A 23,299-nucleotide genomic window follows, 5' to 3' on the forward strand; every position below is an offset into this window, starting at 1 on the left:
GGGCCGGTAGCTGACCATGGTCGAACTGAGCGTGCGTACGCAGATCCTGCGTACGACCGTCCGCGGACTGCTGGCCGACCGGGCGCAGTCGGACCCGGATCGGTTGTACTGCATCGACGCGGAGCGCAGCGTGTGTGTCGGGGAGCTCGACGCAGAGGTGAGCCGGGTGGCCGCCCACCTCGCCGAGCTCGGCGTCGGCCGAGGCGCGCGGGTGATGCTCGGCTTGCCGAACTCCATGCCGCACATCAGCGTGCTGTTCGCGCTGCTCGAGCTCGGTGCGCTGTGGGTGCCGCTGAACGTGCGGCTGCGCGGGGCGCCGCTCGAGCACGTCATCGACGACTGCGCGGCGACGCACGTCATCGTGCGGGTGGGCAGCGAGTCCGAGGACGCCGTGCACCGTGCGCTTGCGGCGAAGCGCGCACCGTTCGAGCAGCAGTCGCTCGGTGGTCTCGGTGAGGCGTACGGCGGCATCGGTGTCGTGACACCGAGCCGGCCGGAAGCGACGCCGGACGTCGAGTCCGGTACCTGCGCCGTGCTGTACACCTCAGGCACCACAGGGCCGGCCAAGGGCGTGCAGGTGACCGACCGGATGCTGCTGGCCTCCGCGCTCGGCTGCGTGGAAGCCGCCGGGCCTGTGCCAGGTGACCGGATGTACCTGTGGGAGCCCGTATACCACATCGGCGGGGCACAGGTGCTGCTGTTGCCGCTGTTCGCCGACGTCAGCATCGCCATGGCGAAGGGGTTCAGTGCGTCCAGGTTCTGGACCGACGTAGCGCACCTCGACGCGACCCACATCCACTATCTCGGCGGCATCCTGCAGATGCTGCTGAACCAGCCGCCGTCGCCTGCGGAACAGCGGCACCGCGTACGGGTCGGCTGGGGAGCCGGTGCCACGCCGTCGATCTGGGCGCAGTGCGAGCGCCGGTTCGGTATCACGTTGCGGGAGTGCTACGGCATGACCGAGACGTCCAGTGTCGTGACGGTGAACCGCGACGGCCCGGAGTTCGGCGCCGGACTGCCGTTGCCCTGGTTCGAGCTACGCCTCGACGGCGGCGACGACGGGGTGCGCGGTGCCGGTGAGATCCTCGTCCGCGGCACGTTGCCGGGGTTGGTGACACCTGGGTACCTGAACAACCCGGCGGCCACGAGCAAGGCCGCCGCCGGCGAGTGGTGGCGCACCGGCGACCTGGGACGGGTGGCCGAGACCAACCATCTGCACTTCGCCGGCCGCAGCAGCGACAGCATCCGCCGCCGCGGCGAGAACGTGTCCGCCTGGGAGGTGGAGAACGTCTTCGCCGTGCACCCGAACGTCGCGCAGTGCGCGGCCGTGGGCGTGGCAGCCGAGGTCGGCGAGCAGGAGATCAAGCTGTTCGTCGCGCCCGAGGGGGACCGGGCCGTCGACCCGCACGAGCTGGTGCGGTGGGCGCGCGAACGGCTGGCCGACTTCCAGCTACCGCGGTACGTCGAGCTGGTGGGTGAGCTGCCGCTGACGCCGAGCCGCCGGGTCGCCAAGGGCCAGCTGTCCAGAACCGTCGACGCAGCCATCGACCTGCACGATGCCGCCTCACAAGGAAAGCCAGCCTCATGAGCGTGCTCGCCGACTACGAGACGATGCGCGACCGGCACCGGTGGCAGGTGCCGGCGCGCTACAACGTGGCCACCGCGGTCTGCGACCGGCACCCGCCGGACAAGCTCGCCATGATGTGGGAGGACGACGCCGGCGGCGGTGGCCGGGTCAGCTGGGGCGAGATGCAACAGCTGGCCGCCAGGTTCGGCAACTTCCTGCGGTCGCAAGGCGTGGTGCCCGGCGACCGGGTCGCCGTGCTGTTGCGGCCCGCGCCAGAGACGGCGGCAGCGGTGCTCGCCGCGTTGAAGGTCGGTGCGGTGGCCGTGACCATGTCGCCGCTGTGGAGCGACGACTCGCTGCAGTTCCGGTTGGCTGACTGCACGCCGAAGGTCGTGTTCACCAACGCGGAGAACGTAGACCGGCCGCCTGTGGCGGCGTGCGGCGGCGCGGTGGACCTGGCGCGGCTCGACCTGTCCGCGTACTCCGCCGACTGCCCGACCTTCGACACGTCCGCGGACGACCCTGCGTTCATCTACTACACATCGGGCAGCACAGGACGGCCGAAGGGCGTGGTGTCGCCGCACCGTGCTCTGCTCGCGCACAACGAGTTCGAGTACTGCCAGGACCTGCGCGACGGTGAGCTCAGCTACTGGATGGGCGACTGGGCGTGGGGCATCTACAAGATCCTCGGCCCGTGGCGGCTCGGTGCCGTCAACGCCGTACAGAGCACGAAGCGGCGGTACGACCCGGAGCGGCTGTTCGACTTCCTCTCCAGGACCGGGGTGACGAACCTCTTCGTCAACCCGACCGGTCTGCGGTTGATGACACAGGTCGACGACGCCGCGAAGCGGTACCCGCAGCAGTTCCGCGTCTGCTGTGCGGCGAACGAGCCGCTGGGCGCGGCGGAGGCGGAGTGGTTCGAGAGCCAGTTCGGGATCCCCGTACTGGAGAACTACGGGATGACCGAGGCGTACCCGATGGTCGCGAACTTCCGCACCATGCCGGTGAAGCGCGGTTCCATCGGGCGTCCCACGCCCGGGTGGGACGTGCACGTGCTGGACGAGAACGGCGAGCCGGTGCCGGAGGGCGAGCCGGGCGAGATCTGCCTGCGCGCGCGGTCGAACCCACAGTTCCCGCTCGGCTACTGGAACCGGCCGGAGGACACCGAACGCGACTTCGGCGGCGAGTGGTTCCGCACGAAGGACGCGGCGTACGTCGACGAGGACGGCTACTTCTGGCACCTCGGCCGCCGCGACGACCTGATCAAGTCGGCCGGCTACCGGATCAGCCCGTACGAGATCGAACAGGTCTGTGAACGGCATCCAGAGGTACGCGTGGCCGGCGTCGTCGGGGTGCCGGACGCCGCGCGCGGCCAGCTGGTGAAGGCGTTCCTCGTCGTCGAAGGCGAACCGGGGCAGGGGCTGGCCGACTCGATCAAGGACTTCGTACGCACCCATCACTCGAAGTTCGGCTACCCGCGGGTGGTCGAGTTCGTGGAGACGTTGCCCACCTCGCAGTCGGGGAAGATCGCCCGCGCGCCGTTACGTGACCGCGCCGCAGGCACCGAGTTCTGAGCACAGTGGAGGTCTTGCTGATGTACACCGACCCGTTCGGCAGCACCGACGAGGACGTCGTCAGGCGCTACTCCGAGCTCGCGACAGCGTTCTGGTCGAAAGCGTTCTCCGGGCTGACCGCGGTGGCGTACCGCTGGCACGGCAGCGACTTCGTGAACAAGCTCTGGTACTCGGTGCTCACCAGTCACCAGGACGACAAGTACGTCGACGGGCTGCGCCGCCTCGGCATCGACGGCGACCCGCCGGCCGTGGCCGCGGCGAAGTACCACTACTTCACCAACATCATCGGCGGCCTCGAGATGGAGTACGTCGAGGAGAGCAAGAAGAAGGTATGGATCAGGTACCTGTCGCCGATGTGGACGTACGCGGGCACCGCGCTGATGGCGATGCCGGGGAACCTGCGCCGCACCATCTTCAGCTCCTGGCACCCGCGCAACGGCGAGCTGATGGGCTGCGACCGGCTCGGTTACGTCGGCACGAAGTTCGTGATGGAGGGCGACCCGTACGACGAGGGTTACTTCATCGAGCACGACGAGTCGTTGCGGCCGGACCAGGTGATGCGCTTCGAGGTCGCCACCAGGACGCCAGAGTTCGATCCGGCGGTAGCGCCGACGCTCGACCCCGAGCTGTGGCCAGAGGTGCGCATGCTCAAGGCGCGGCCGAAGTTCTCGTCCAGGTACAGCCAGGCGACCGTGGACAGTCTCTACCGCTACCTCGGCACGAACATCACGCACGACATCGTCGGCGACACCATGCGCATGCTTGCCGTGCAGTACCTGCCCGACCTGCGTGCGCGTACGGGTGCCGAGGGGTCGTCGCTCGCCGATGTCGCCACGTTGCACACCGAGCTGCTGAAGGCCAGCCGGCGTCCGTACGAGGTGGTCGAGCAGGACGACAAACGGGTGCGGATAGCCGTGAACGGGCGCACGCCGTTCGGTGCGGATTACCCGGATGACCTGTTCCAGGCGCTGTTCGAGTTCCACGCCATGGCCACCAGGCTGATGAACGGGCACGTCCGCTCGTCGTGGACGCACGACGAGACCGGTGAGCACTGGACGTTCGAGGACACCGGCAGCTGGCTGTGGTGACCGGTCAGCGCGTGCTGCGGCCGCTGTCCTCACTGCCGCGGCCACGCTCCCGGTCGCTGGGCCTCGCCCGGCTCTGCAACCCGTGCTTCTCCAGGAATGCTCTCTCCAGCGGCTGGGGCCTGGCTCCCGGTGGGTACTGCCACCTGTTCTCCGCATAGTGCTGCATCACGATCTCGTTGGACAGCGCATTCCGGTACGCCTTGTCGTACTGCTTCTCTTGTCGGCGTTCTTGCAACCGTTGCAGCCAGCTCGGTTTCGGCATGCAGCGCTCCTAAGGGACGACCTCGCCTGCTCGGTACGAGGCTAGGGAGAGCCGCTATAGGTCGGCCATAGCTCGCGGCCGCTGACCCGGCGTCAGCCGGTGCGCAGTGCCTTCGCCATCCGGTGTACCTGGTCCGCAAGCAGTGCGCGCGAGGTGGCGAAGTTCAGCCGTACCCAGCCGATTCCTGGCTCGCCGAACTCGGCGCCGTTCGACACCGCGACGCGGCCGCGCTCGAGGATCGCGGCCGCAGGGTCGTCGAGCCCGTACGCGCGCAGGTCGAGCCAGCCGAGATAGGTGGCTGCTGGCACCGTGTACCCGGCGTCCGGCAGCTCCGCGGCGAGCAGCTCGGCGAGGTATCTGCGCTGGCCGTCGAGGTAGCCGAGCACGTCCGCGAGCCAGGCCGCGCCCTGCGTCCAGGCCGCGATGTTGGCGTGCACGCCGAGGATGCTCGCTCCCATCCGCGTGCGTACCGGCAGGTCGAGCAGTGCCTGGTGCCGCGCCGGGTCGTCGGCGACGACGACCGCCGTCTTCAGGCCGGGGATGTTCCAGGCCTTGCTCGCGCTGGTGACGGCGACGGCGACGCGGTCGGCGCCTGCGACCTTCAGCAGCGGCGTGCAGGCCGTCTCCGGGTAGGTCAGCGGAGCGTGCACCTCGTCGCTGACGACGAGCACGCCGTACTGCTCGGCCAGCTCGACGATCCTGGCGAGCTCGGCGGCAGTGAGCACGAGGCCGGACGGGTTGTGCGGGTGGCACAGCAGGTAGACGCGGGCGCCGGCGGCGAACTTGGCCGCCAGGTCGTCCAGGTCGAGGCTCGGCCCGCCGTCGCGCCACACCAGCGGCGACTCGACGAGCGTGCGCCCGCAGTCGCGTATCGCGCCGAGGAACGGCGGGTAGATCGGCGTGTTCACCACGACCTGGTCGCCGGGCTCGGCGAACGTGGTCAGGCACAGCTCGATGCCTCGCATCACGTCGGCGAGCACGACGGTGTGTTCCGGGTCCACCGACCAGCCCCAGGTGGCCTGCGCGTACGCGGCCAGCGCCTCGCCGACCTGCACCCGCGGGTCGTACGGGGCGTAGCCGAAGTCGGACATCTCCAGCGACCGCTGCAGCCGGGTGCGGATCGGCTCCGCAACCGGGTAGTCCATCTCGGCGACGAACGAGGGCAGGGCGTCTGGAGGTGCGGTACGCCACTTGATGCTCGTCCGCAGCCGCAGGTCATCCAGGGTGATCGCGTCGAAGGGGTGGGAGCTCACCCGCCCACCCTACGATCGCCGCGGGGGCGCCGGGTGGAATGCGGGTGCACGGACGGGGCGTTATTACGTCAGGATGGGGAGAAGGTCACCGGACGAGGAGGCACCATGAGCTGGCTCGGCGGCAAGCCGATCACCCTGCCGGAGCGCGAGGACGCCCTGCCGGGGCGCGCGGAGGCGATGCCCGTCGCGGCCGAACACACGGTGCTCGGGCACCCGCTGACCCCGCCCTACCCGGACGGCCTGCAGGTCGCGGACTTCGCGCTCGGCTGTTTCTGGGGCGCGGAGCGGCTGTTCTGGCAGCTCGACGGCGTGTGGACCACCGCGGTGGGCTACGCCGGCGGGTTCACCCAGAACCCCACGTACGAGGAGGTTTGCAGCGGCCTCACCGGGCACGCCGAGGTGGCTCGCGTGGTCTTCGACCCGTCCGCGGTCTCGTACGAGACCCTGCTGAAGGTCTTCTGGGAGAACCACGACCCGACCCAGGGCATGCGCCAGGGCAACGACGTCGGCACCCAGTACCGCTCGGCGATCTACGTACACGACGCAGCGCAGCGGCAACAAGCCGAAGCCAGCCGCACCGCGTACAACGACGAACTGCAGCGCAACGGCCACGACGCGATCACCACAGAAATCGCCCCCGCCGGCGAGTTCTACTTCGCCGAGGACTACCACCAGCAGTACCTTTCAGAGGTAAAAAACCCCAACGGGTACTGCGGCATTAGCGGCACTGGGGTGAGCTGCCCGGTTGGCCTCGGCGTCGAGCAGGGCTGATGTGATAGTCGGGCTCGGACGCGGCGGCCAGGTTGTTCGGTACATTTAGTTTCACTCAACCCGAACAAAATTGGAGCTGCCGTGACCGGTCGTGGACGCCCCTCGCGAGCCACTGTCTACCTGCGGCTCGATGAAGCGGTGAGTGAGCTCAGGGAACGATACGGTGGCTTGCCGCGACCAGTCGAGGCTGCGGACGTCTGGGCGGACCTTTGGCATCAGGAGGCCCATAACAGTACTGCGATCGAGGGCAACACGCTCGTGCTTCGTGAGGTCGAGAAGCTCCTCGACGAGGGCAAAGCGGTGGGGGCCAAACCTCTTCGCGACTAAATGGAAGTACGTGGTTATGGGGATGCCGCGACTTGGGTGTACGGCCAGGCACTGGAGCCCGACGAATGGCATGACGGTCAGTTGGTCTCACTTCAGGAGATCCGCCACGTCCACCACCTCTGCATGACGCCGGTGTGGACCATTGCACCGCACACAGATGCAACGGCAGGTGAGGGGCCCGGCGACTTCCGACGGCACGAGATTGCTGCGTTCTCGGCGGGAATGAAACCGCCGTCCTGGACCGATGTGGACCATCTCATGCGCACATGGGTCGACGACGTCACTGGGTTGCGACAAGGCTCCGCGACGCCGCTGGGTCAAGTCCGCGTCGCAGAAGTACGAGATCTGACTGCAGCTGGTGCGGCAGGAGGTGACGATCGCGGAGGCGGCGATCCAGCAGCATGTCGACCGTTCGACGATCATGCGGATCCGCACCGTGGCCAAGGAGGGCGCGCTGGCCGCGCTGGCGGCGTCCAAGCCCGGTGTCGCGGCTCGGCAGCGTGACTACGAGCTGGAGCAGGCGATGGCCGAGAACGCCCGGCTGGGCGAGGCGCTGAAGGAGATGGCGGTCAAGCTGATGCTGGTGGAGGGAAAAGACGGTTGGGGCTGAGTGGCCGCGTCCCCGCCCGGGTCGAGGCGGCCACCAAGGCGGGCTTGCTCGACTTGGTCGACGAGGCGCTCGAGGCCGGCTGGACGCTACGCCGAGCCTGTGGCCAGCTGGAGCTGTCCGAGCGGCGAACGCATCGCTGGCTGGTCCGTCGTGCCGGGGCAGGCTGGTCGACCGGACACCGGGAGGCTCGCCGATGCACTCGCTGCTGCCCGCCGAGATCGAGGAGATCCTGGCGCTGTTCGACGAGTGGGGCGAGACCGACCGCTCGCACCGCAAGCTCGCGCACCGGGGCTCCTACCTGGGCCGGATGTGGGTGTCGCCGTCGTCGGTGCGGCGGGTGCCTTTCCTTGCCGACAAACACTTTCGGCCACGACTGGACAAGTCGGTGCGCAGACCGTTCCCGGACTGGGTGGAGTACACGCCGAACTCGATGTGGATCTACGACACCACGCACTTCCCCGCCGCGGGGATGGCGGTGCTGATCATCGAGGACCTGGTCTCGCGCAAGTGGATCACCGAGGTCGTCTCGGTCGAGGAGACCTCCACCCAGGTCGAGCTCGCCTTCACCGCCGCCCTGGACGCCGAAGGGCTGCTGGAGGCCGTCGACGCCCGCCACGACGACGGCCGCGTCGACATCGGCGTCGATGAGGAGTCCCGGCCGGTCCTGCTCGCCGTCTCCGACAACAGCCCGCAGATGACGTCGGGCTCAACGCGGGAGTTCATGGCGCTGTGCGCGATCGCGCAGCACTTCGGCAGGCCCGGCACCCCACCGACCAAGCGTGGATCGAAAGCCTCAACGGCCACCTCAAACTCGACTACCCTGCTCGCGATCCGCGACCCGGCCACCCTGCGCGCCGAACTCGTGCTCGCCCGCGCGCACTACAACGGCGTCCGAGTGTTAGCTCACCGGTGAATGGACAAAAGGGCGTGAAGCAGAAACATCTGCTTCACGCCCTTTCTCCGGGCGAGAACGGACAGCGGACCGGGTCGCCGTATGAAGCATCCGAGCGCCCACGAGACCGGCCACGATCCGGTGTAGCGCTGTCATCGCTCCCAGAGCCTTCAGTACACGGAAGAGCGCGAACACCGATACGGCAGTCGGGCCGTCAGGAACTGCCGACCGGTTCGCGCTTACCCTGCCGCGACGCAATGTCGTCGAAGTCCTCCTGCATCTGCGCCGTCGCCGCGACGCCGAGCCTGTTGAACACGAAGATACAGAGCAGGCTCACCGCGACGCCCGGCACCATCTCGTACAGCCCGATGGTGTCGAACTGCGGGTAGATGAGCACCGTGGCGCCGCCACCGATCATCCCGGCCAGCGCTCCGACCCGGTTCATCTTGCGCCAGAACAGGGATGTCAGCAGCACCATCCCGAAGGACGCGCCGAACCCGGCCCAGGCGTACGCCACGATGTCGAGGACACTGCCGCCGCGCAGCGCGAGCAGGAACGCCACCACGGCGACGCCCAACACGATAAAGCGACTGACCCACAGCAGGTGGCGGCCGGTGGCCTCCCGCCGGAAGAACCGCCGATAGACGTCCTCGCTCAGCGAGGAAGCCGCCACGAGCAGCTGCGACGACGCGGTGCTCATGATGGCAGCGAGCACCCCGACGAGGAACACGCCGGCGATCCCAATGGGGATGATGTCCCTGACCAGCCTGATGAAGACGCTCTCCGGGTTTGCGAGTGGCTCGTCGAAGTAGGCGATCCCGAACAGCCCGAGTGCGAGGGCGGCACTCATGCCGGTGACGCCGTACGTCACGCCGATGCGCCGGGCCTTGGGGATCTCCGCCGCGGACTTGATGCCCATGAACCGCGCGAGGATGTGCGGCTGCCCGAGATAGCCAAAGCCCCAGGCGAGGCCGGAGATGATGGCGACCACGCTGACCGTGCCCGCCGCCGTCCACTGCCCGTCCGCGAACGACACGTCACCCATGACCGACAGCAGCTCGGGGCTGCGCGCCGAGACCGCGTCCGCGAGCGGACCGAACCCACCGATCAGCGCCAACGCAACGATCGGCACACCGAGCACGGCTACCCACATGATCAGGGCCTGCACGGAGTCGGTGTAGCTCACCGCGAGGAAGCCGCCGACGAACGTGTAGGCAACCACGACACCGCCGGTGACGACAACGCCGAGAGTGGGGTCCGCGTCGAAGACGTTCTCGAAGAAGACACCGCCGGCGACCATACCGGAGGCCACGTAGACGGTGAAGAACACGATGATGACGACGGCGGAGACCAGGCGGAGCAGGTGAGTGCGGTCCTCGAACCTGTTCTCGAAGTACGCCGACAACGTGAGCGCGTCACCCTGCTCGCCGCTGCTGAAGTCGGTGGCGCGCTGCGAGTAGTCCCGCAGCCGCCCCGCGATCAGGCGCCAGTTGGCGTACAGCCCGACGAACAGTCCGATGATGATCCACGACGAGCCGAGCCCGGCGGCATAGGCCGCGCCGGGGAGACCGAGCAGCAGCCACGCGCTCAGGTCACTTGCCATGGCGCTCAGCGCGGTCACGTAGTAGTTGAGACTGCGTCCGCCGAGCACGTAGTCGGAGAGGTTCCGGTTCTTCCGATAACACCAGCCGCCGATGAACAGCATCGCGGCGAAGTAGATAACGAGGGTTGTCGTATAGGAGGCCTCTTCTGACATCTTTGTCGACCTGTGCCTTTCCAACCGACCCCTACGGGGTCATGAACGCCGCGTCGAAGCTGGCGTGAGGTGCACGGTGTCGGGACGATCGAGCAGACGCACTGCACTCAACGCCTCGATCCGCTGTTCCGCCAGCCTGTCGGCGGCACGGTGGTATGGAATGCCCTCCCGATCTGCGATAGCGAACACTTCCTTCGTACGGTCGAAGATCCGCAGTACGTTGGCGCGGGCGCGCTCCGGGTTGAAACCACCTTTGCGGTAGCGGTCGGTGTCGAAGATGGTCCCGCCGGAGTTGGCGACATAGTCGACCGCGTACACGATGCCCCGTGCGATGAGGTCCTCGCCATGCCTGTCGTCGGCCAGGACGTTGTTGGCGGCACCAGCCACGACCTTCGCTTTGAGCACGCCGACGGTGTCGTCGTCGATCACCGCGCCCAACGCGTACGGTGCGAAGATCTCGGCGTCTACCTCGAAGATGGCGTCAGGCTCGACCGCCTCCACCCCGTGCTCCTGGACCGCCCAGGCGACCCGGTCCGGGTCGATGTCGGTCACCGTCACCCGCGCGCCGGCCTCCACGAGCAGGGCGAGCGCCTTGCTGCCCACCATGCCGAGGCCCTGCAGCGCGACGGTGCGCCCGGCGAGGTCCAGGTTCCCCCACACCCGCTCGGCACACGCGCGCATCGCCTGCACCGAGCCGAGCGCGGTCGACGGTGAGATGTCGCCGGCACCACCGCAGTGCTCGGGGAGCGTCACGACGTGTTCGGTCTCGGTGTAGATCGTTTCCATGTCGGTCAGCGTGGTGCCCACGTCCTCACCGGTGATGTACTCGCCGCCGAGCTGGTCGATCATCCGGCCCATAGCGCGCATCAACGCCTCCGACTTGTCCTTCTTCGGATCGCCGATGATCACCGCCTTGCCGCCACCGAGGTCTATGCCGGCCGCCGCGTACTTGTAGGTCATCCCTCTGGCGAGACGCAACGCGTCGAATATCGCGTCGGACTCGTCGGCGTACGTCCACATCCGCAACCCCCCGGTCGCCGGTCCGAGCGCGGTGGAGTGGATGGCGATCACCCCGCGCAGGCCGGTCGCGGTGTCGTTCACGAGAACCACCTTCTTGAAGGCGTGCTCGCGTAGGTAGTCGAACACGGGCGCGGTCATCACAGAGGCTGCCGAGCTCGCGGAACTGTTCATCGTCACCCCTGCACGGTCAGTTGGCCGTGTATCCGCCGTCGACGTAGAGCACCTGGCCCGTCACGTAGGACGCCGAGTCGCTGGCGAGGAAGACGACCGGCCCACCGAGTTCGTCCGGCCAGCCGCGGCGCGCCATCGGCGTAAAGTCGATGACCTGCCGTTGCTTCTCCGGCCGGTCGTGCTCATCGGTCGCGTTCTGCATGATGTTCTCGAAGTACCCGGGTCCGATCGCGTTCACCCTGATGCCGTGTGGCGCCCATTCGGCGGCCATGGTGCGCACGAGCTGGTTGATACCGCCCTTGCTCGCGGAGTACGGGGTGAGTCCGCGAATACCCACCTTGCCGGCGATCGACGAGATCATCACGATTGAGCCGCCCTCGCCCTGGTCGATCATTCGCCGTGCGGCGAACTGGGCGCAGTGGAAGTAGCCGCTGAGGTTGGTGGCGATGACCTCGTCCCACTCGCTCTCCTCGTACGTCTCGGCGGGCTTGATGATGTCGGTGCCCGCGTTGTTCACGAGGATGTCCAGCCGCCCGTACCTGTCGACGACGGTGTCGATGAGCGCGGCGCAGCTGCTGCGGTCGGTGTTGTCGAAGGTGGTCGCGGACGCGGTGCTGCCCTCCGTCGCGATCTCCTCGGCGGTGGCCTCGGCGGTCGCCTTGTCACGCCCGCAGATCACGACCGATGCGCCCTGGGCGGCGAGCGCGGCAGCCATCGCCTTACCGAGGCCGCGACTCGATCCGGTCACCACGGCGATCTTGCCGGTCAGGTCGAACGAGGGGGCAGCGTTCATCGGCGTCGGCCTCCTATCGACCGCCGTGGTTCGTCGCCCGCGCCACGCCACCCGGTCATATCGGTCCAGACGTCACCACGCGCGCGTCCGACCGGCGCGGGCGTGGTCCTCGCAGCCGGCGAGCCACGGCCGTCACAATGCATGTCTAATTGGATACAACAATGTACACCTGCTGCCCATGGCTGGCAACGGGCGGATTTGGTGGGGTCAGAGCAACCGGTAGACGATGAGCCCCAACGCGCTCACGATGTGCTCGCGCGTCAGCAACTCGGCCTTGTCGCCGGCACGCTGGCGCACGGCCGCGGCGATCGCTACGTGCTCGTCGAGCGACGAGACGGCCTGCTCGTCGGTGTACAACGAGGCGAGTCGGTAGTTGAAGTAGTACGTGCGGCTCCGGCGGATGCTCTCCACCAGCCTTGCGTTGCCTGACGCCTCCACTATGCTCTCGTGGAACCGGTCGTTGACCTGGACCAACAGGTCCCGCGGGATCACGTCAGCCGCCTGGGCACGCAGCTGCTCGTCGATCAAGGTGCCGATCTCGTCGAGCTCGCGGTCACTGGCCCGCTCAGCCGCGAGGCGCGCCGCGTAACCCTCCAGCGCCAGCCGCACCTCATAGACCTCCCGGATCTCGGCCTTGCTGAACTCGCGCACCGCCCATCCGCGCCTGACCCGCACGATGAGCCCCTCGCTGCCGAGCCGCTGCAGCGCCTCGCGCACCGGGGTGCGGCTCGCCTGCAGTTCGTCGGCGAGATCCAGCTCCACCAACCGTTGGTTCGGCCGGTAGTGGCCATGCAGGATGGCGTCACGCAGGCGCTGGTACACAACTTCGCGCAGCGAGCCCTCCCCAGTGGCCCGGCTGGGCTGGGCGTGCGACTCCACGAGCTTCCCCCTCACGCGGCGTATACAAGACAGCATACGCTGAGTTCTCGCGTCGTACGACCGCTGTCTCGACGATCGGACCGCCGTAGATTCGCCCATGCTGCCGCCTCAGCTGGCAGCGAGAACCTCCTCTGCCGCACGTATCCCTGACCGGACCGCTCCCTCCAGCCCGCCCGGGCCGATCCGGTCGTCGGTGTGCTCCCCGGCGAAAAACACCGACCCAGCGTGCGGGCCGCGTACGTCAGGGAGCACCCGCTCGCGCTGGTCCCCGAGAGGCGCCCGCACCACCGCACGGGCGAGATCGTCACGCGTCCAGCTGTGCGCCACCGCGTGCAGCCGGTCGACCGGGCGGCCGGCAAGCAGACCGACATCCAGGTCGAGTGCCGCGTAGAAGTCTTCGCCGAGCACAGCGGGCTCGGCATCGCCTGCCGGCATGCTGGACAGCAGCACCTGGTCACCCTCCTGGTGTCTGGACTGCTCGACCAGCCACGGCGCGACCGAGTCGGTGAAACAGCCGGAACCGACCGCCTCGGCGACCGCCGACCGCTGCGCGTACTGCACGACCACCTTGGCCGCCGTGCCGTACCGGAGCTCGGCGAGCGCCCGCACCTTGTCCGGGGCGAGCGGTGGGTCGAAGCCGAGCCCGACGGTCAACGGGCCGGGCACGGCGACGACGACGCAGTCCGCCGACACCGAGCCGGCATCGCCTTCCACCACCACCCCGCTGGTGTGGCAGCGGATCACCCGCGACTGCTCGCCGAGCCGCACCTCGAGTCCGGCGGCCAGCTCGGTGGCCAACAGGTCGTTGCCACCGCGGAGCCGATACGACTCGCCGGCGTGGGTCAGCTGCCGCTCGAACTCCTGCGCGTCCGCATGCCGCAGCGAGGTCACCGGCGTGTACTGGGCGAACGCGGTGACGAATGCGAGCACGTCGGCAGGTGCGCCCTGTCTACGGGCCCACGCCTCGAGGTTCTCGAACGGCGCCGGCGCGGCCGTGCGGTAGTGCTCCCTCAGCCAGCCGGTCACCGCCTCTCGCTCCGCACGCGACAGCCACCGGCCGCCGAACAACATGCCGGGCGCCGCGGTGTCGAAGTAACCACACGGCACCGCCTCGAGGCCGAGCCGCTCGGCCAAGCCGAGCACGTGCTGCTGACCCGCGTACAGCGTCTCCGCGCCCAGCTCGGCGTACTGGCCACCGAGCTCGGCCCCGCGATACGTCCACAGCCGGCCACCGACGCGGTCGCGTGCCTCGAGCACGGTGACCTGCTGGCCGGCGCGAGCGAGCGCGTCCGCGGCTACCAGACCGGCCAGGCCCGCACCGACGACAACCGTCTTCATCCGCCACCTCCTCCTCCGAGCGAATCGGTGGCCCGGGCACGGCCGGCGGCCACGTGCACCGGCGCACCCAACCCAACGCGGGCAGCCTCGGTGACCGCCTCGCTCATCACCGGGTGCGGATGGATCGTCTCGGCGAGATCCTCCAGATTCGCCCCCATCTCCACGGCGAGCGCGAGCTCGGCGATCAGCTCGGTGGCGTGCGGGCCCACCACCTGCGCACCGAGCAGCCGGCCGCCGTCGCGTTCGTGGACCAGCTGGGTAAAGCCGGCGTCGCCCGCGAGCATGCGCGCCCGCGCGAGAGTCGCGAGCGGGAACGATGCGACGTCGGCCGCGTAGCCCTGCGCACGCACCTCCGCCTGGGTCAGGCCGACGGTGGCCACCTCGGGGTCACCGAACACCACGACAGGGATGACGGCGGCGTCGAAACCGTTCGCAACCCCGCACAGGACGTCGACGGCCACGTGCGCCTCCGCGGTCGCCTTGTGCGCGAGCGCGGGACCCGGCGTGATGTCACCGATCGCGGCCACCGCGCCCGTCAGCATCCGGTCCGACCCCACGGCGAGCAGGCCGTCCGCACCGGGGCTCACGCCGAGCGCGTCGAGACCCATGTCGTCGGTGTTCGGTGCCCTGCCGACGGCCACGACGACGCGGTCGACCGCCAACGGGTCCTCCTCGCCCGACGGCCCGCGCACGGTCAGCCGAACACCGTCGTCCGCCACTGCCACCGTGCTGGTGCGGACGTCGACGCCGAGCTCATCGAGCCGGCGCGCGACCGGTACCGCGACCCGGTCGCCCAGCGCCGGCAGCAGGCTGTCCGCAGCTTCGACCAGGGTCACCTGCGCCCCCAGCTTCGCCAATGCCGTACCCAGCTCCACGCCGATGTACCCTCCGCCGACGACGGCGACCCGGCCAGGTACCTCGGCGAGGCCGAGCACGTCGGTGGAGTCGAGGATGCGCGTCCCGTCCGGCGGCAGGTGCGGCAGTACCACTGGGCGCGAGCCGGTGGCGAGTACGCAGGACTTGAACCTGACGTGCGTGGGCGGCTCCTCGCCGGTCTCCACCGCACCTTGGTCGTGCCTGGTGAACCTGAACCATCCCGGTCGAACCTCGACGCCGGCGCCGGTCAGCAGGCCCTCGACGCCGGTCCGCAGGCCGTCGACGAGCCGTTGCTTCCACTCCTGGAAGGCGGCCAGGTCGACGTCCGGCCTTGGGCCGCACAGTCCTCTCCCGGCCCAGCTGCCGATGCCGTCCGCGGCGCCCGCGAGCTCGATCAGCGCCTTGGACGGGATGCAACCGACGGACAGGCAGACGCCCCCGAGGCCCTGCTTCCCCGCCGCGTCGACCAGCAGCACGGAACGGCCGCGCCGCGCGGCCTCCAGCGCGGCCACGTACCCGCCGGGTCCGCCGCCGACGACCAACAGGTCGACGCCCTCGGGCATCTCTCCGACGACCATGTGCCCCTCCCCGACCTCGGTTGCCCGGTCGCTAGCCCTGGTCCAACAGCAACAGCGGCTGCTCGATCACAGCCGCGATGTCGGAGAGCAGCGCGGCGAGGTGGGCACCGTCGTTGACCCGGTGATCGGTGGCCGCGACGATCGGCAGCACCGGCCGCACCGCGGGCACGCCGTCGACCGGGACGACCTTCTCTGTGACTCGGCCGAAGCCCACGATCGCGACCTCGGGTGGCCGGATCACCGGGGTGCCGAGCCAGGTGCCCAGCGATCCGAAGTTGGTGACCGTGCAGGTGCCACCGGACAGGTCCGACTGGCTCGCGGTGCGGGTCCTGGCCACCGCGGTGAGTCGGGCGAGCTCGCGGGCGGTGTCGCGCAGCGATCGCTGCTCGGCGTCGCGCAGCACGGGCACGAGCAGGCCGTCGTCGGTGGCGGTCGCGACACCGAGCGCCACCGACCCGTACTGGGTGAGCCGCTCGCGCTCCGCGTCGAACCGGGCGTTGAACGACGGGTGCCTGCCCAGCGCCCACACGCAGGCACGCACGAGCAACGGCAGCACGGTCAGCCGCAGCCCGTCGCGCGCGAACCCTGCCTGCAACGTCTCCCTGGCCGCCAGCAGCTGCGTCGCGTCGACTTCGCGGAACTCGTGGATGTGCGGGATCTGCAGCGCCTCGGTCATCGACCGGGCGACCCGGCGGCGCACGCCGCGCAGCTGGACGACGGTGTCGCCGCGCTCGGTCGGCGGGGTCGGCTCGGTGGCCGGCTGCGGCACCGGCTCGGATTCCGACTCGAGCGCGGCCTTTCGCGCGGGTTCCGGTGCGGGGTTGGGCTCGGGAGCGCCGACCCGAGTCTCGTACGCGTCCACGTCCGTGGCAAGCACCCGGCCGCGCGGCCCGGTGCCCGGGACGTCGGCCAGATCGATCGCGAGCCGCAGCGCGCGCTTGCGCACACTCGGGCTAGCCAGCGGCCGCCGACGGGGCGGCTGCTCAGAGGTTCCGCTTCCGTCGCGGTCGCCGCCGGTGGCGATCCTGGTCAGTAGCGTCCCCACCGCGACGACGTCGCCGACGGCGGGCCCGATCTCGGCGACCGTGCCGGCGACCGGTGCGGGCAGTTCCACCTGCGACTTGTCGGTCTCCACCACCACGATCGACTGGTCGGCGGCCACCGGGTCACCCACACCCACCAGCCATTCGACGAGCTCGGCCTCAGCGATCCCCTCGCCGACGTCGGGGAGCAGGAAGTCGGTGAGCTCGCTCATGCGGGCACCGCCATCAGCGCGGCGACCTCGGCCACTACCCGGTCGGCGTCGGGCACGTACAGATCCTCGACGCCGGCGAGCGGGTACGGCGTGTCCGGCGCGGTGATCCGCAGCACCGGCGCCTCGAGCTCGTAGAAGCACTCCTGCTGGATGGTCGCGGCGAGCTCGGCGGCGAACCCGCCGGTAAGCGGTGCCTCCTGCACCACGGCGACCCGGCCGGTCTTGGCGACCGAGTCCCTGACGGTCGCGGTGTCCAGCGGCACGAGCGAGCGCAGCTCGACGACCTCCGCGTCGATGCCCTTGGCGGCCAGCTCGTCGGCGGCGCGCAGAGCAACCTGCGTAGCCGCCGACCACGCGACCAGCGTGACCGCACTGCCCTCCCGGGCAATCCGCGCCCGGCCGAACCCGACCCGGTAGCGCTCGTCCGGCGCCTCGTCGCGGACCAGCCGGTAGCCCTTCAGCGGCTCGAGGAACAGCACCGGGTCGTCGCACGCGATCGCCTCCGCGAGCATCCCCTTCGCGTCGTACGCGGTGGCGGGCGCGACCACGGTGAGCCCTGGGGTGTGTGCGTAGAGCGCCTCGAACGCGTCGGAGTGCAGCTCCGGCGTCCTCACGCCGCCGCCGAACGGCGCGCGGATCACCAGCGGCACGCCGTGGGTCCCCTGGGACCGGTAGCGCAGCCGCGCGGCCTGCTGCCCGATCTGGTGGAACGCCTGGTGCCCGAAGCCGAGGAACTGGATCTCGACCACGGGCCGCAGGCCGCTGACCGCGAGACCGATGCCGGCGCCGACGATCGCGCCCTCGGCGAGCGGCATGTCGACGACCCGTTCGGTTCCGAACCTGTCCTGTAGACCCTCGGTGGCTCGGAAGACGCCGCCGAGCTTGCCGACGTCCTCGCCGAGCACCATGACCCGCTCGTCGTGCTCCATCTCCTGGTACAGGCAGTCCCTGATGCCCTCGACGATCGTCCTCGTCGTCATATCGCACCCTCCTGCCGCGCGGTCCAGGCCGCCCGTTGCTGGACGACACGCGGCGGCGGTGACGCGTAGACGTGGTCGAACAGCGATTCCGCGCACGCCGTGGGCGTCTCCGACGCGACGGCCAGGGCGCGCTCGACCTCGGCGGCGCACTGCGCGGCCAGCCGGTCGAACCCGGTGTCATCGAGGACGCCCCGCGCCCGCAGGTAACGCTGCACCCTGGTCACCGGGTCGCGTTCCGACCACTCCTCGGCCACGCCAGGGTCGACGTACCGGGTCGGGTCGTCGGCGGTGTTGTGCGCTCCAGCGCGCCAGGTCAGCGACTCGATCAGCGTCGGTCCCGCACCGGCGCGCGCCCGGTCCACTGCCTCCGCGGTCACCTGGTGGACGGCGAGCAGGTCGTTGCCGTCGACCACCACGCCCTCGACGCCGTACCCAGATGCGCGCCCAGCGAGCGTCGGCGCGGCGGTCTGAGCGGCACGCGGAGTGGAGATCGCCCACCCGTTGTTCTGCAGGAAGAACACCGTGGGCGCTCCGGTGACGCCGGCGAGGTTGAGGCTCTCGTGGAAGTCGCCCTCGGACGACGCACCGTCGCCGAAGTAGGTGAGCACGACGCCGTCGCCGCCTTGCCTGCGCAACCCCCACGCCAGCCCGACGGCCTGGGGCAGCTGTGCGGCAAGCGAGATCTGGATCGGCAGCGTACGGACGCCGTCGGGGATCGCCGTGCCCGCGGGGTTGCCCATGAAGTAGCGGGCGAAGTTCTCCAGCGGCAGGCCATGCCGCAACAGCGCGGGCAGCTCCCGGTACTGCGGCACGATCCAGTCCTTGGACGGGTCGAGCGTGCTCGCCGCACCGACCACCGACGCCTCCTGACCGCGGACCGAGGAGAACGTGCCGAACCGCCCCTGCCGTTGCAGGCTGGTGGCCCGGTCGTCGAACGTGCGGGCGAGCGTCATGTACCTGAGCGCGTCGACTACCGCATCGTCGGTCATCGACGGCGTGTCGGTACACAGAGCCCCGTCGACGGTCAGCATCCGCACGGGAGTGGCAGGCTCCCCCACGGTCGAGAAGCGCGAGCACCCAGTCATGGATACAATCCTGCGTTCATAAATGGGTGCTGACAAGTCCGCGGAACGGTTCGATCCCGGTGTCGCAGGACTGGCGCCTACGACTCAGCCGGCGGTCACTGCAGCTTGGCGAGCACCACGTCGAGTGCCTGCAGCACGTGTTCGCGCGCGGCGTTCGCGGCGGCGTCCGGATCCCGCGCGAGGAGTGCGTGCACGATCTGGCCGTGGGTGCGGACCGATGCGAGCGCCTCCGCGTCGGTGTAGAGCGCGGCGATCCGGTAGCTGAAGAAGTGCTCGCTGTTCCTGCCGTTGAGTTCACAGAGCCTGGTGTTGCCGGCCGCTTGCACGATCGCGTCGTGGAAGGCGGTGTTGAGCTCGACGAGCTCCGACCGGTCGACCTCGGCGAGCCGTTCGTCGTGCGCGCCCAACGCGGCAATCGCCTCGATCTGTTCGTCGCTGGCCCGCTGCGCCACCAGCCGGGCGGCCATGCTCTCCAGACCCGCCCTGACCTCGTAGATCTCGCGGATCTCCGCGTCGGTGTGCTCGCGTACCGTGTAGCCGCGCTTGGCGCCGGCCACCAGACCGTCAGCCGCCAACAACTTCAGGGCCTCGCGCACCGGTGTGCGGGAGATCTGCATCCGTTCCGCGAGATCGGCGGCGACGAGACGCTGATTCGGCCGGATGCGTCCGCAGATGATGTCGTCACGGAGCTGGCGGTGCGCCTGATCGGTCAGCGACCCCGAATCCGCCGACATCGCCTTGCCAAACCCCTTCCACACGCTCGACACGCAGCGTAGCACCCCTGGTTACCAGGAGCGTTCCGTTCGCCGCGAGCAAGTCGACCTGGATTCAGCCATGTCGCCGCGCCTCGTGTCTTGCCACGGCGCCGGACTCTTTTTCATCTTGAGAATGTGGAACAATATTGACCAGCGATGCCCGCGCAACACCTCTTGATGTGACGGCACGTCGTGCTGTGATGGGTCCCTGCAAAGCGAGTCTGCGGACTGTGGCACATCCCTGCTAAGCTCAGATTGTGGCACAATCTTTACTACGCTCATTTCGCATGGGGGAGGAAGCAAAGGCCGCAACGGTGTCCGCGGGTGAGCGGGTAGCCGGAGTCCTCCGCGAGCGCATCACCGAAGGTCATCTGCTGTCCGGCACCTCGCTGCGCGACGTGGCGCTGTCGACCGAGTTCGGCGTCGCCAGGCACACCCTCCGCGCGGCGTTGCGACTACTCGAGTACGAGGGCCTCGTCGTGCACCAGATGCACAAAGGCGCAGTCGTCAAGACCCTGTCCGTCGACGACGTCCACGAGATCTACCGGATCCGGCGGACACTGGAGCTCGGCGCGGTCGAGCAGAGCGCGTTCGCGCCCACCGACCGCCTCGCCGACCTCGACACCGCCGTCCGCACGGCCGAGCGGGCAGTGACCGGGAAGGCGTGGAACGAGGTGGGTACCGCCAGCCTGCGGTTCCATCAGGCGTTGGTCGCACTGCTCGGCAGCGCCAGCATCGACCGGTTCTTCCGCGGTGTGCTGACCCAGCTGCGGCTGGCCTTCGCGACGATACGCGATGAGGCCGCGTGGCAGACGCCGTGGATACCACGTGACCGGGAGATCTGCAACCTGGTCCGCCGCGGCAGCAGGGACTCCGCACGCGCCCTCACCGCACAGTACTTGGACGACTCGGAGAAGGGCGTGCTCGACGTCGTGCGCGCCCATCGAAACAGGAGGTAGGGAATGGGTTCACCAGCCGCCGCGTACCAGGCCACTGCCGGTGGTGCGCTGGACGTCGATCGCGGGTTCTACCGGACGTTGGCCGACTCCGAACGTGAGCTCGTCGACTCCTTCGAGATCCCGATCCGTTCCGGCCACGCCTGGCAGGTGCCCGCAGGTCACCTGTGCCGGCTCGTCACGGTGGACGGCCCACAGGTCGGCGACTTCAACGTGTGGAACGCGAATGACCCGCGCGAGCGGATGTGGGCGTCACGCAGCCGCCAGCTCCAGCGCGCACACATCAGTACCTACGACCGCCTCTGGTCCAACCTGCCATTTCTGCGGCCGCTGCTCACCGTCACCCGCGACACGCTCGCCGACTACAGCGTCGACGACGATGGGGGCCGGGTGCACGACCTGCTCGGCACCCGCTGCGACCCATACGTGAACCGGATGCTGACCGGCGAGGACTTCGACTACCACTGCCACTCCAACCTCGTGCGTGCTGTACTGCCGTACGGGCTCACCGAGTTCGACGTGCACGACGTGCTCAACGTCTTCCAGTGCACCGGGCTAAACGACGAGGACCGATACTTTATGAAGGCCTGCCCGGCCAAGCCCGGCGACTTCCTCGAGTTCTTCGCCGAGCTCGACCTGCTGTGCGCGCTGTCCACCTGTCCCGGCGGCGACCTGTCGGTGCCGCTGTGGGGCCCGGACGCCCGCGATCCGGTCGACACCTGCCACCCAATCGGCGTCGAGGTGTACCGCCTCGACCCGGCGTTGCTGGACGGTTGGCAATCCCCGCAACGCGCCGCCTACGGCAACCTGCACGGCCTCGGCGCCACGCAGTGGGCCGACCGCACCTGACCCTGGCTGATGCAACTAGTGGGCATCTCCGTTAGTTCGTCGGGGTCATGCGGCCGGTCGGCTCACTGGTGGGGATGTGACTGGGTCGTGTAGCCGCAGGTGGGCCAGGAATTGGTTGAGGTCGTCGCGGGTGTAGGTCCAGTTGAACGATTGCGCGGTGGTGTTGTAGCGGTCCTGGAACGCGAGGATGCGCGTGGCGAGGTCGTCGAGGTCTGCGAAGTCGGCGGGGCTGATCGCTTTGCGCTGGAGGATGGAGAAGTAGATCTCAACTTGATTGAGCCAGGACGCGTGCACGGGCAGGTGTACCAGGGTCGCGGTCGGCCAGGCGGTGTTCATCCGGTCGATCGATGCCTGTCCGTTGTGGGAGGAGCCGTTGTCGACGACCCAGAACACCCGCTTGGCCGACGCGTACGGTTCGGCGCTCATCACCTTGGTAACCAGGTCGGCAAAGGGCTCGATCCCGGTCTTGGGAGCGATGGTGCCGATCACGTCGGCCTGGTGCACGTCATAGGCGGCGAAGTAGGCAAGTGTGCCGCCCCGACGATATTCGAACTCGACCCGGCGGGTGCGTCCGGGTCCGGCCGGCACGCCAGCGTGACGGCGACGCAAGGCTTGCAGCTGGGACTTCTCATCAGCGCTGATGACGTACTCGTCGTCGGTGAGTTCGTGGCCCGCCCAGCAGCGGTCGTAGAGATCGAGCACGCGGCCGGCCTTGGCTGCGAAGGCGGGATCGCGGGGAAAGATCCAGGACCGGTGTTGCCAGGGTTTGATCGCGTCAGCGGCCAGCCAGCGGCCGATGGTGCTCGCACTGATCTTCTCCACCACGCCCTCGGCGACCGACTCCTTGGCCAGTTCGGCGACCGACCAGCGGGCCAGCGGGACACCAGCGTCTGCCGGCGCGGTGCAGGCCAGCGCCTTGACCTCGGCGACCTGGACAGGGGTGAAAACGGGCGGACGTCCCGACCGGGGACGGTCGGTGAGCCCATCGAGTCCGTGTTGGTGGAACCGTCGGCGCCACTTGCGGATGGTGTCGATATGCATCCCCAGCTCGGCGGCGATCGCGGCGTTCGTGTGACCGTCAGCGGCAGCCAACACGATCTTGGCGCGGATCACCATCCGATGCTCGGCTCGCCCGGACCGGAGACGAGCAGACAGGATGGCTTGATCGGCGGCGGACAGGATGATCACGAAGGGGGAAGAGATCACCACCCCTCTGTTGTCGCCGACCAGCACGCCGCGTCGAGCAATGACACGCCGGGGCGGTGGGTGTTTGTCGATGCATAGGCCACCATGAAGGCCATGGCCAAGATCCCGGAGTCGACGCGGACCTCTCTCCATCAGCGGCTCTCGGCTCGTGCCCGCACACGCTGGCCCGAACTCACCGAAGTCCGGGTGCGCTACCGAGCCGGGTTCGCCTACGTCGACGGCGCCCTGGCCGACGGCGACGTGCTCAAGCTGTGCCGATTGCGCTACGCCGGCTACGCCAACCAGTGGGGCTTCGCGATCTACCGAGCCAGCCACGACGACTACGAAGACTCATACCTACCCACCGGCTCCATGGGCGGTACCGCCGAGGAGGCCCTCGACACAGCCTGCGGTCTCTACCTCGCCGACCCGACCGCCTGGACCTGAGCCCCCGACGAACTTCCGGAGATGCCCACTAG

Annotated in this window: 20 protein-coding genes and 2 pseudogenes; 9 read left to right on the forward strand and 13 right to left on the reverse strand. The window is 69.0% G+C overall.

The features are described from left to right. Positions 1-16: 16 nt before the first annotated feature. Genes GEV07_13105 through GEV07_13115 form a run of 3 tightly spaced genes read left to right on the forward strand, consistent with a single transcriptional unit; the run spans position 17 to position 4,229 of the window. Positions 17-1,588, forward strand: a complete 1,572-nt coding sequence (locus GEV07_13105; protein MQA03608.1) for an AMP-binding protein — start codon at positions 17-19, stop codon at positions 1,586-1,588. 23 nt (positions 1,589-1,611) lie between these two features. After that, positions 1,612-3,141: an AMP-binding protein gene (locus GEV07_13110; protein MQA03609.1), complete on the forward strand. Its 1,530-nt coding sequence runs from the start codon at positions 1,612-1,614 to the stop codon at positions 3,139-3,141. A gap of 20 nt (positions 3,142-3,161) precedes the next feature. After that, positions 3,162-4,229, forward strand: a complete 1,068-nt coding sequence (locus GEV07_13115; GenBank protein MQA03610.1) for a hypothetical protein — start codon at positions 3,162-3,164, stop codon at positions 4,227-4,229. Positions 4,230-4,233: 4 nt separating this feature from the next. Here GEV07_13115 and GEV07_13120 read toward each other — a convergent pair whose 3' ends face one another. Next, positions 4,234-4,491, reverse strand: a complete 258-nt coding sequence (locus tag GEV07_13120; protein ID MQA03611.1) for a hypothetical protein — start codon at positions 4,489-4,491, stop codon at positions 4,234-4,236. Positions 4,492-4,583: 92 nt separating this feature from the next. Then, positions 4,584-5,636, reverse strand: coding sequence for an aminotransferase class I/II-fold pyridoxal phosphate-dependent enzyme (locus tag GEV07_13125; protein ID MQA03612.1), 1,053 nt, complete (start codon positions 5,634-5,636; stop codon positions 4,584-4,586). Between the two features lie 213 nt (positions 5,637-5,849). Here GEV07_13125 and msrA point away from each other — a divergent pair, with 213 nt between their 5' ends. From msrA to GEV07_13140, 3 genes and pseudogenes are all read left to right on the forward strand, one after another. Continuing rightward, positions 5,850-6,515 carry a peptide-methionine (S)-S-oxide reductase MsrA gene (msrA, locus tag GEV07_13130; GenBank protein MQA03613.1) on the forward strand — a complete coding sequence of 222 codons (666 nt, stop codon included), beginning with the start codon at positions 5,850-5,852 and terminating at the stop codon, positions 6,513-6,515. 655 nt (positions 6,516-7,170) lie between these two features. Then, positions 7,171-7,452, forward strand: a pseudogene (locus GEV07_13135) (hypothetical protein). A gap of 193 nt (positions 7,453-7,645) precedes the next feature. Beyond that, positions 7,646-8,365, forward strand: a pseudogene (locus GEV07_13140) (DDE-type integrase/transposase/recombinase). 193 nt (positions 8,366-8,558) lie between these two features. Here the strand turns inward: GEV07_13140 and putP are convergent. From putP to GEV07_13190, 10 genes are all read right to left on the reverse strand, one after another. Further along, positions 8,559-10,100, reverse strand: a complete 1,542-nt coding sequence (gene putP, locus GEV07_13145; protein ID MQA03614.1) for a sodium/proline symporter PutP — start codon at positions 10,098-10,100, stop codon at positions 8,559-8,561. A gap of 39 nt (positions 10,101-10,139) precedes the next feature. Continuing rightward, a complete protein-coding gene (locus GEV07_13150; GenBank protein MQA03615.1) occupies positions 10,140-11,258 on the reverse strand; it encodes a leucine dehydrogenase in 1,119 nt (372 codons plus the stop codon). Between the two features lie 49 nt (positions 11,259-11,307). After that, positions 11,308-12,084, reverse strand: a complete 777-nt coding sequence (locus tag GEV07_13155; GenBank protein ID MQA03616.1) for a glucose 1-dehydrogenase — start codon at positions 12,082-12,084, stop codon at positions 11,308-11,310. Between the two features lie 207 nt (positions 12,085-12,291). Beyond that, positions 12,292-13,062, reverse strand: coding sequence for an FCD domain-containing protein (locus GEV07_13160; protein ID MQA03617.1), 771 nt, complete (start codon positions 13,060-13,062; stop codon positions 12,292-12,294). 9 nt (positions 13,063-13,071) lie between these two features. Continuing rightward, the gene (locus GEV07_13165; protein ID MQA03618.1) at positions 13,072-14,301 is read right to left on the reverse strand and encodes an FAD-dependent oxidoreductase; all 1,230 of its coding nucleotides are present in this window, start codon (positions 14,299-14,301) and stop codon (positions 13,072-13,074) included. Continuing rightward, a complete protein-coding gene (gene lpdA / locus GEV07_13170) occupies positions 14,298-15,755 on the reverse strand; it encodes a dihydrolipoyl dehydrogenase (protein ID MQA03619.1) in 1,458 nt (485 codons plus the stop codon). Before lpdA ends, GEV07_13165 begins: the two co-directional genes overlap by 4 nt. Positions 15,756-15,786: 31 nt before the next feature. Beyond that, positions 15,787-17,010, reverse strand: coding sequence for a 2-oxo acid dehydrogenase subunit E2 (locus GEV07_13175; GenBank protein ID MQA03620.1), 1,224 nt, complete (start codon positions 17,008-17,010; stop codon positions 15,787-15,789). After that, complete coding sequence (locus GEV07_13180) at positions 17,007-17,990, reverse strand: alpha-ketoacid dehydrogenase subunit beta (protein MQA03621.1); 984 nt, start codon at positions 17,988-17,990, stop codon at positions 17,007-17,009. Before GEV07_13180 ends, GEV07_13175 begins: the two co-directional genes overlap by 4 nt. Further along, positions 17,987-18,979 carry a pyruvate dehydrogenase (acetyl-transferring) E1 component subunit alpha gene (locus GEV07_13185; protein ID MQA03622.1) on the reverse strand — a complete coding sequence of 331 codons (993 nt, stop codon included), beginning with the start codon at positions 18,977-18,979 and terminating at the stop codon, positions 17,987-17,989. The genes GEV07_13180 and GEV07_13185 overlap by 4 nt, the downstream gene beginning before the upstream one ends. A 191-nt stretch (positions 18,980-19,170) precedes the next feature. Then, positions 19,171-19,809, reverse strand: a complete 639-nt coding sequence (locus tag GEV07_13190; protein ID MQA03623.1) for an FCD domain-containing protein — start codon at positions 19,807-19,809, stop codon at positions 19,171-19,173. Positions 19,810-20,117: 308 nt separating this feature from the next. Between GEV07_13190 and GEV07_13195 the strand changes: the two genes are divergently transcribed. Both GEV07_13195 and GEV07_13200 read left to right on the forward strand, forming a co-directional pair. Further along, positions 20,118-20,789 (forward strand): FCD domain-containing protein, encoded by a 672-nt coding sequence (locus GEV07_13195; protein MQA03624.1) that lies wholly within the window; start codon positions 20,118-20,120, stop codon positions 20,787-20,789. Positions 20,790-20,792: 3 nt separating this feature from the next. Beyond that, the gene (locus tag GEV07_13200) at positions 20,793-21,635 is read left to right on the forward strand and encodes a DUF1989 domain-containing protein (protein ID MQA03625.1); all 843 of its coding nucleotides are present in this window, start codon (positions 20,793-20,795) and stop codon (positions 21,633-21,635) included. 45 nt (positions 21,636-21,680) lie between these two features. Here the strand turns inward: GEV07_13200 and GEV07_13205 are convergent, their stop codons facing one another. Beyond that, entirely contained in the window at positions 21,681-22,751 is a 1,071-nt protein-coding gene (locus tag GEV07_13205; protein ID MQA03626.1) for an IS630 family transposase, read from the reverse strand. Positions 22,752-22,934: 183 nt separating this feature from the next. On the opposite strand from GEV07_13205, the gene GEV07_13210 reads away from it, so the two are divergent. Then, positions 22,935-23,267 carry a hypothetical protein gene (locus tag GEV07_13210; protein MQA03627.1) on the forward strand — a complete coding sequence of 111 codons (333 nt, stop codon included), beginning with the start codon at positions 22,935-22,937 and terminating at the stop codon, positions 23,265-23,267. Positions 23,268-23,299 lie beyond the last annotated feature (32 nt).

The sequence above is a fragment of the Streptosporangiales bacterium genome (assembly GCA_009379825.1).
GTDB lineage: Bacteria > Actinomycetota > Actinomycetes > Streptosporangiales > WHST01 > WHST01.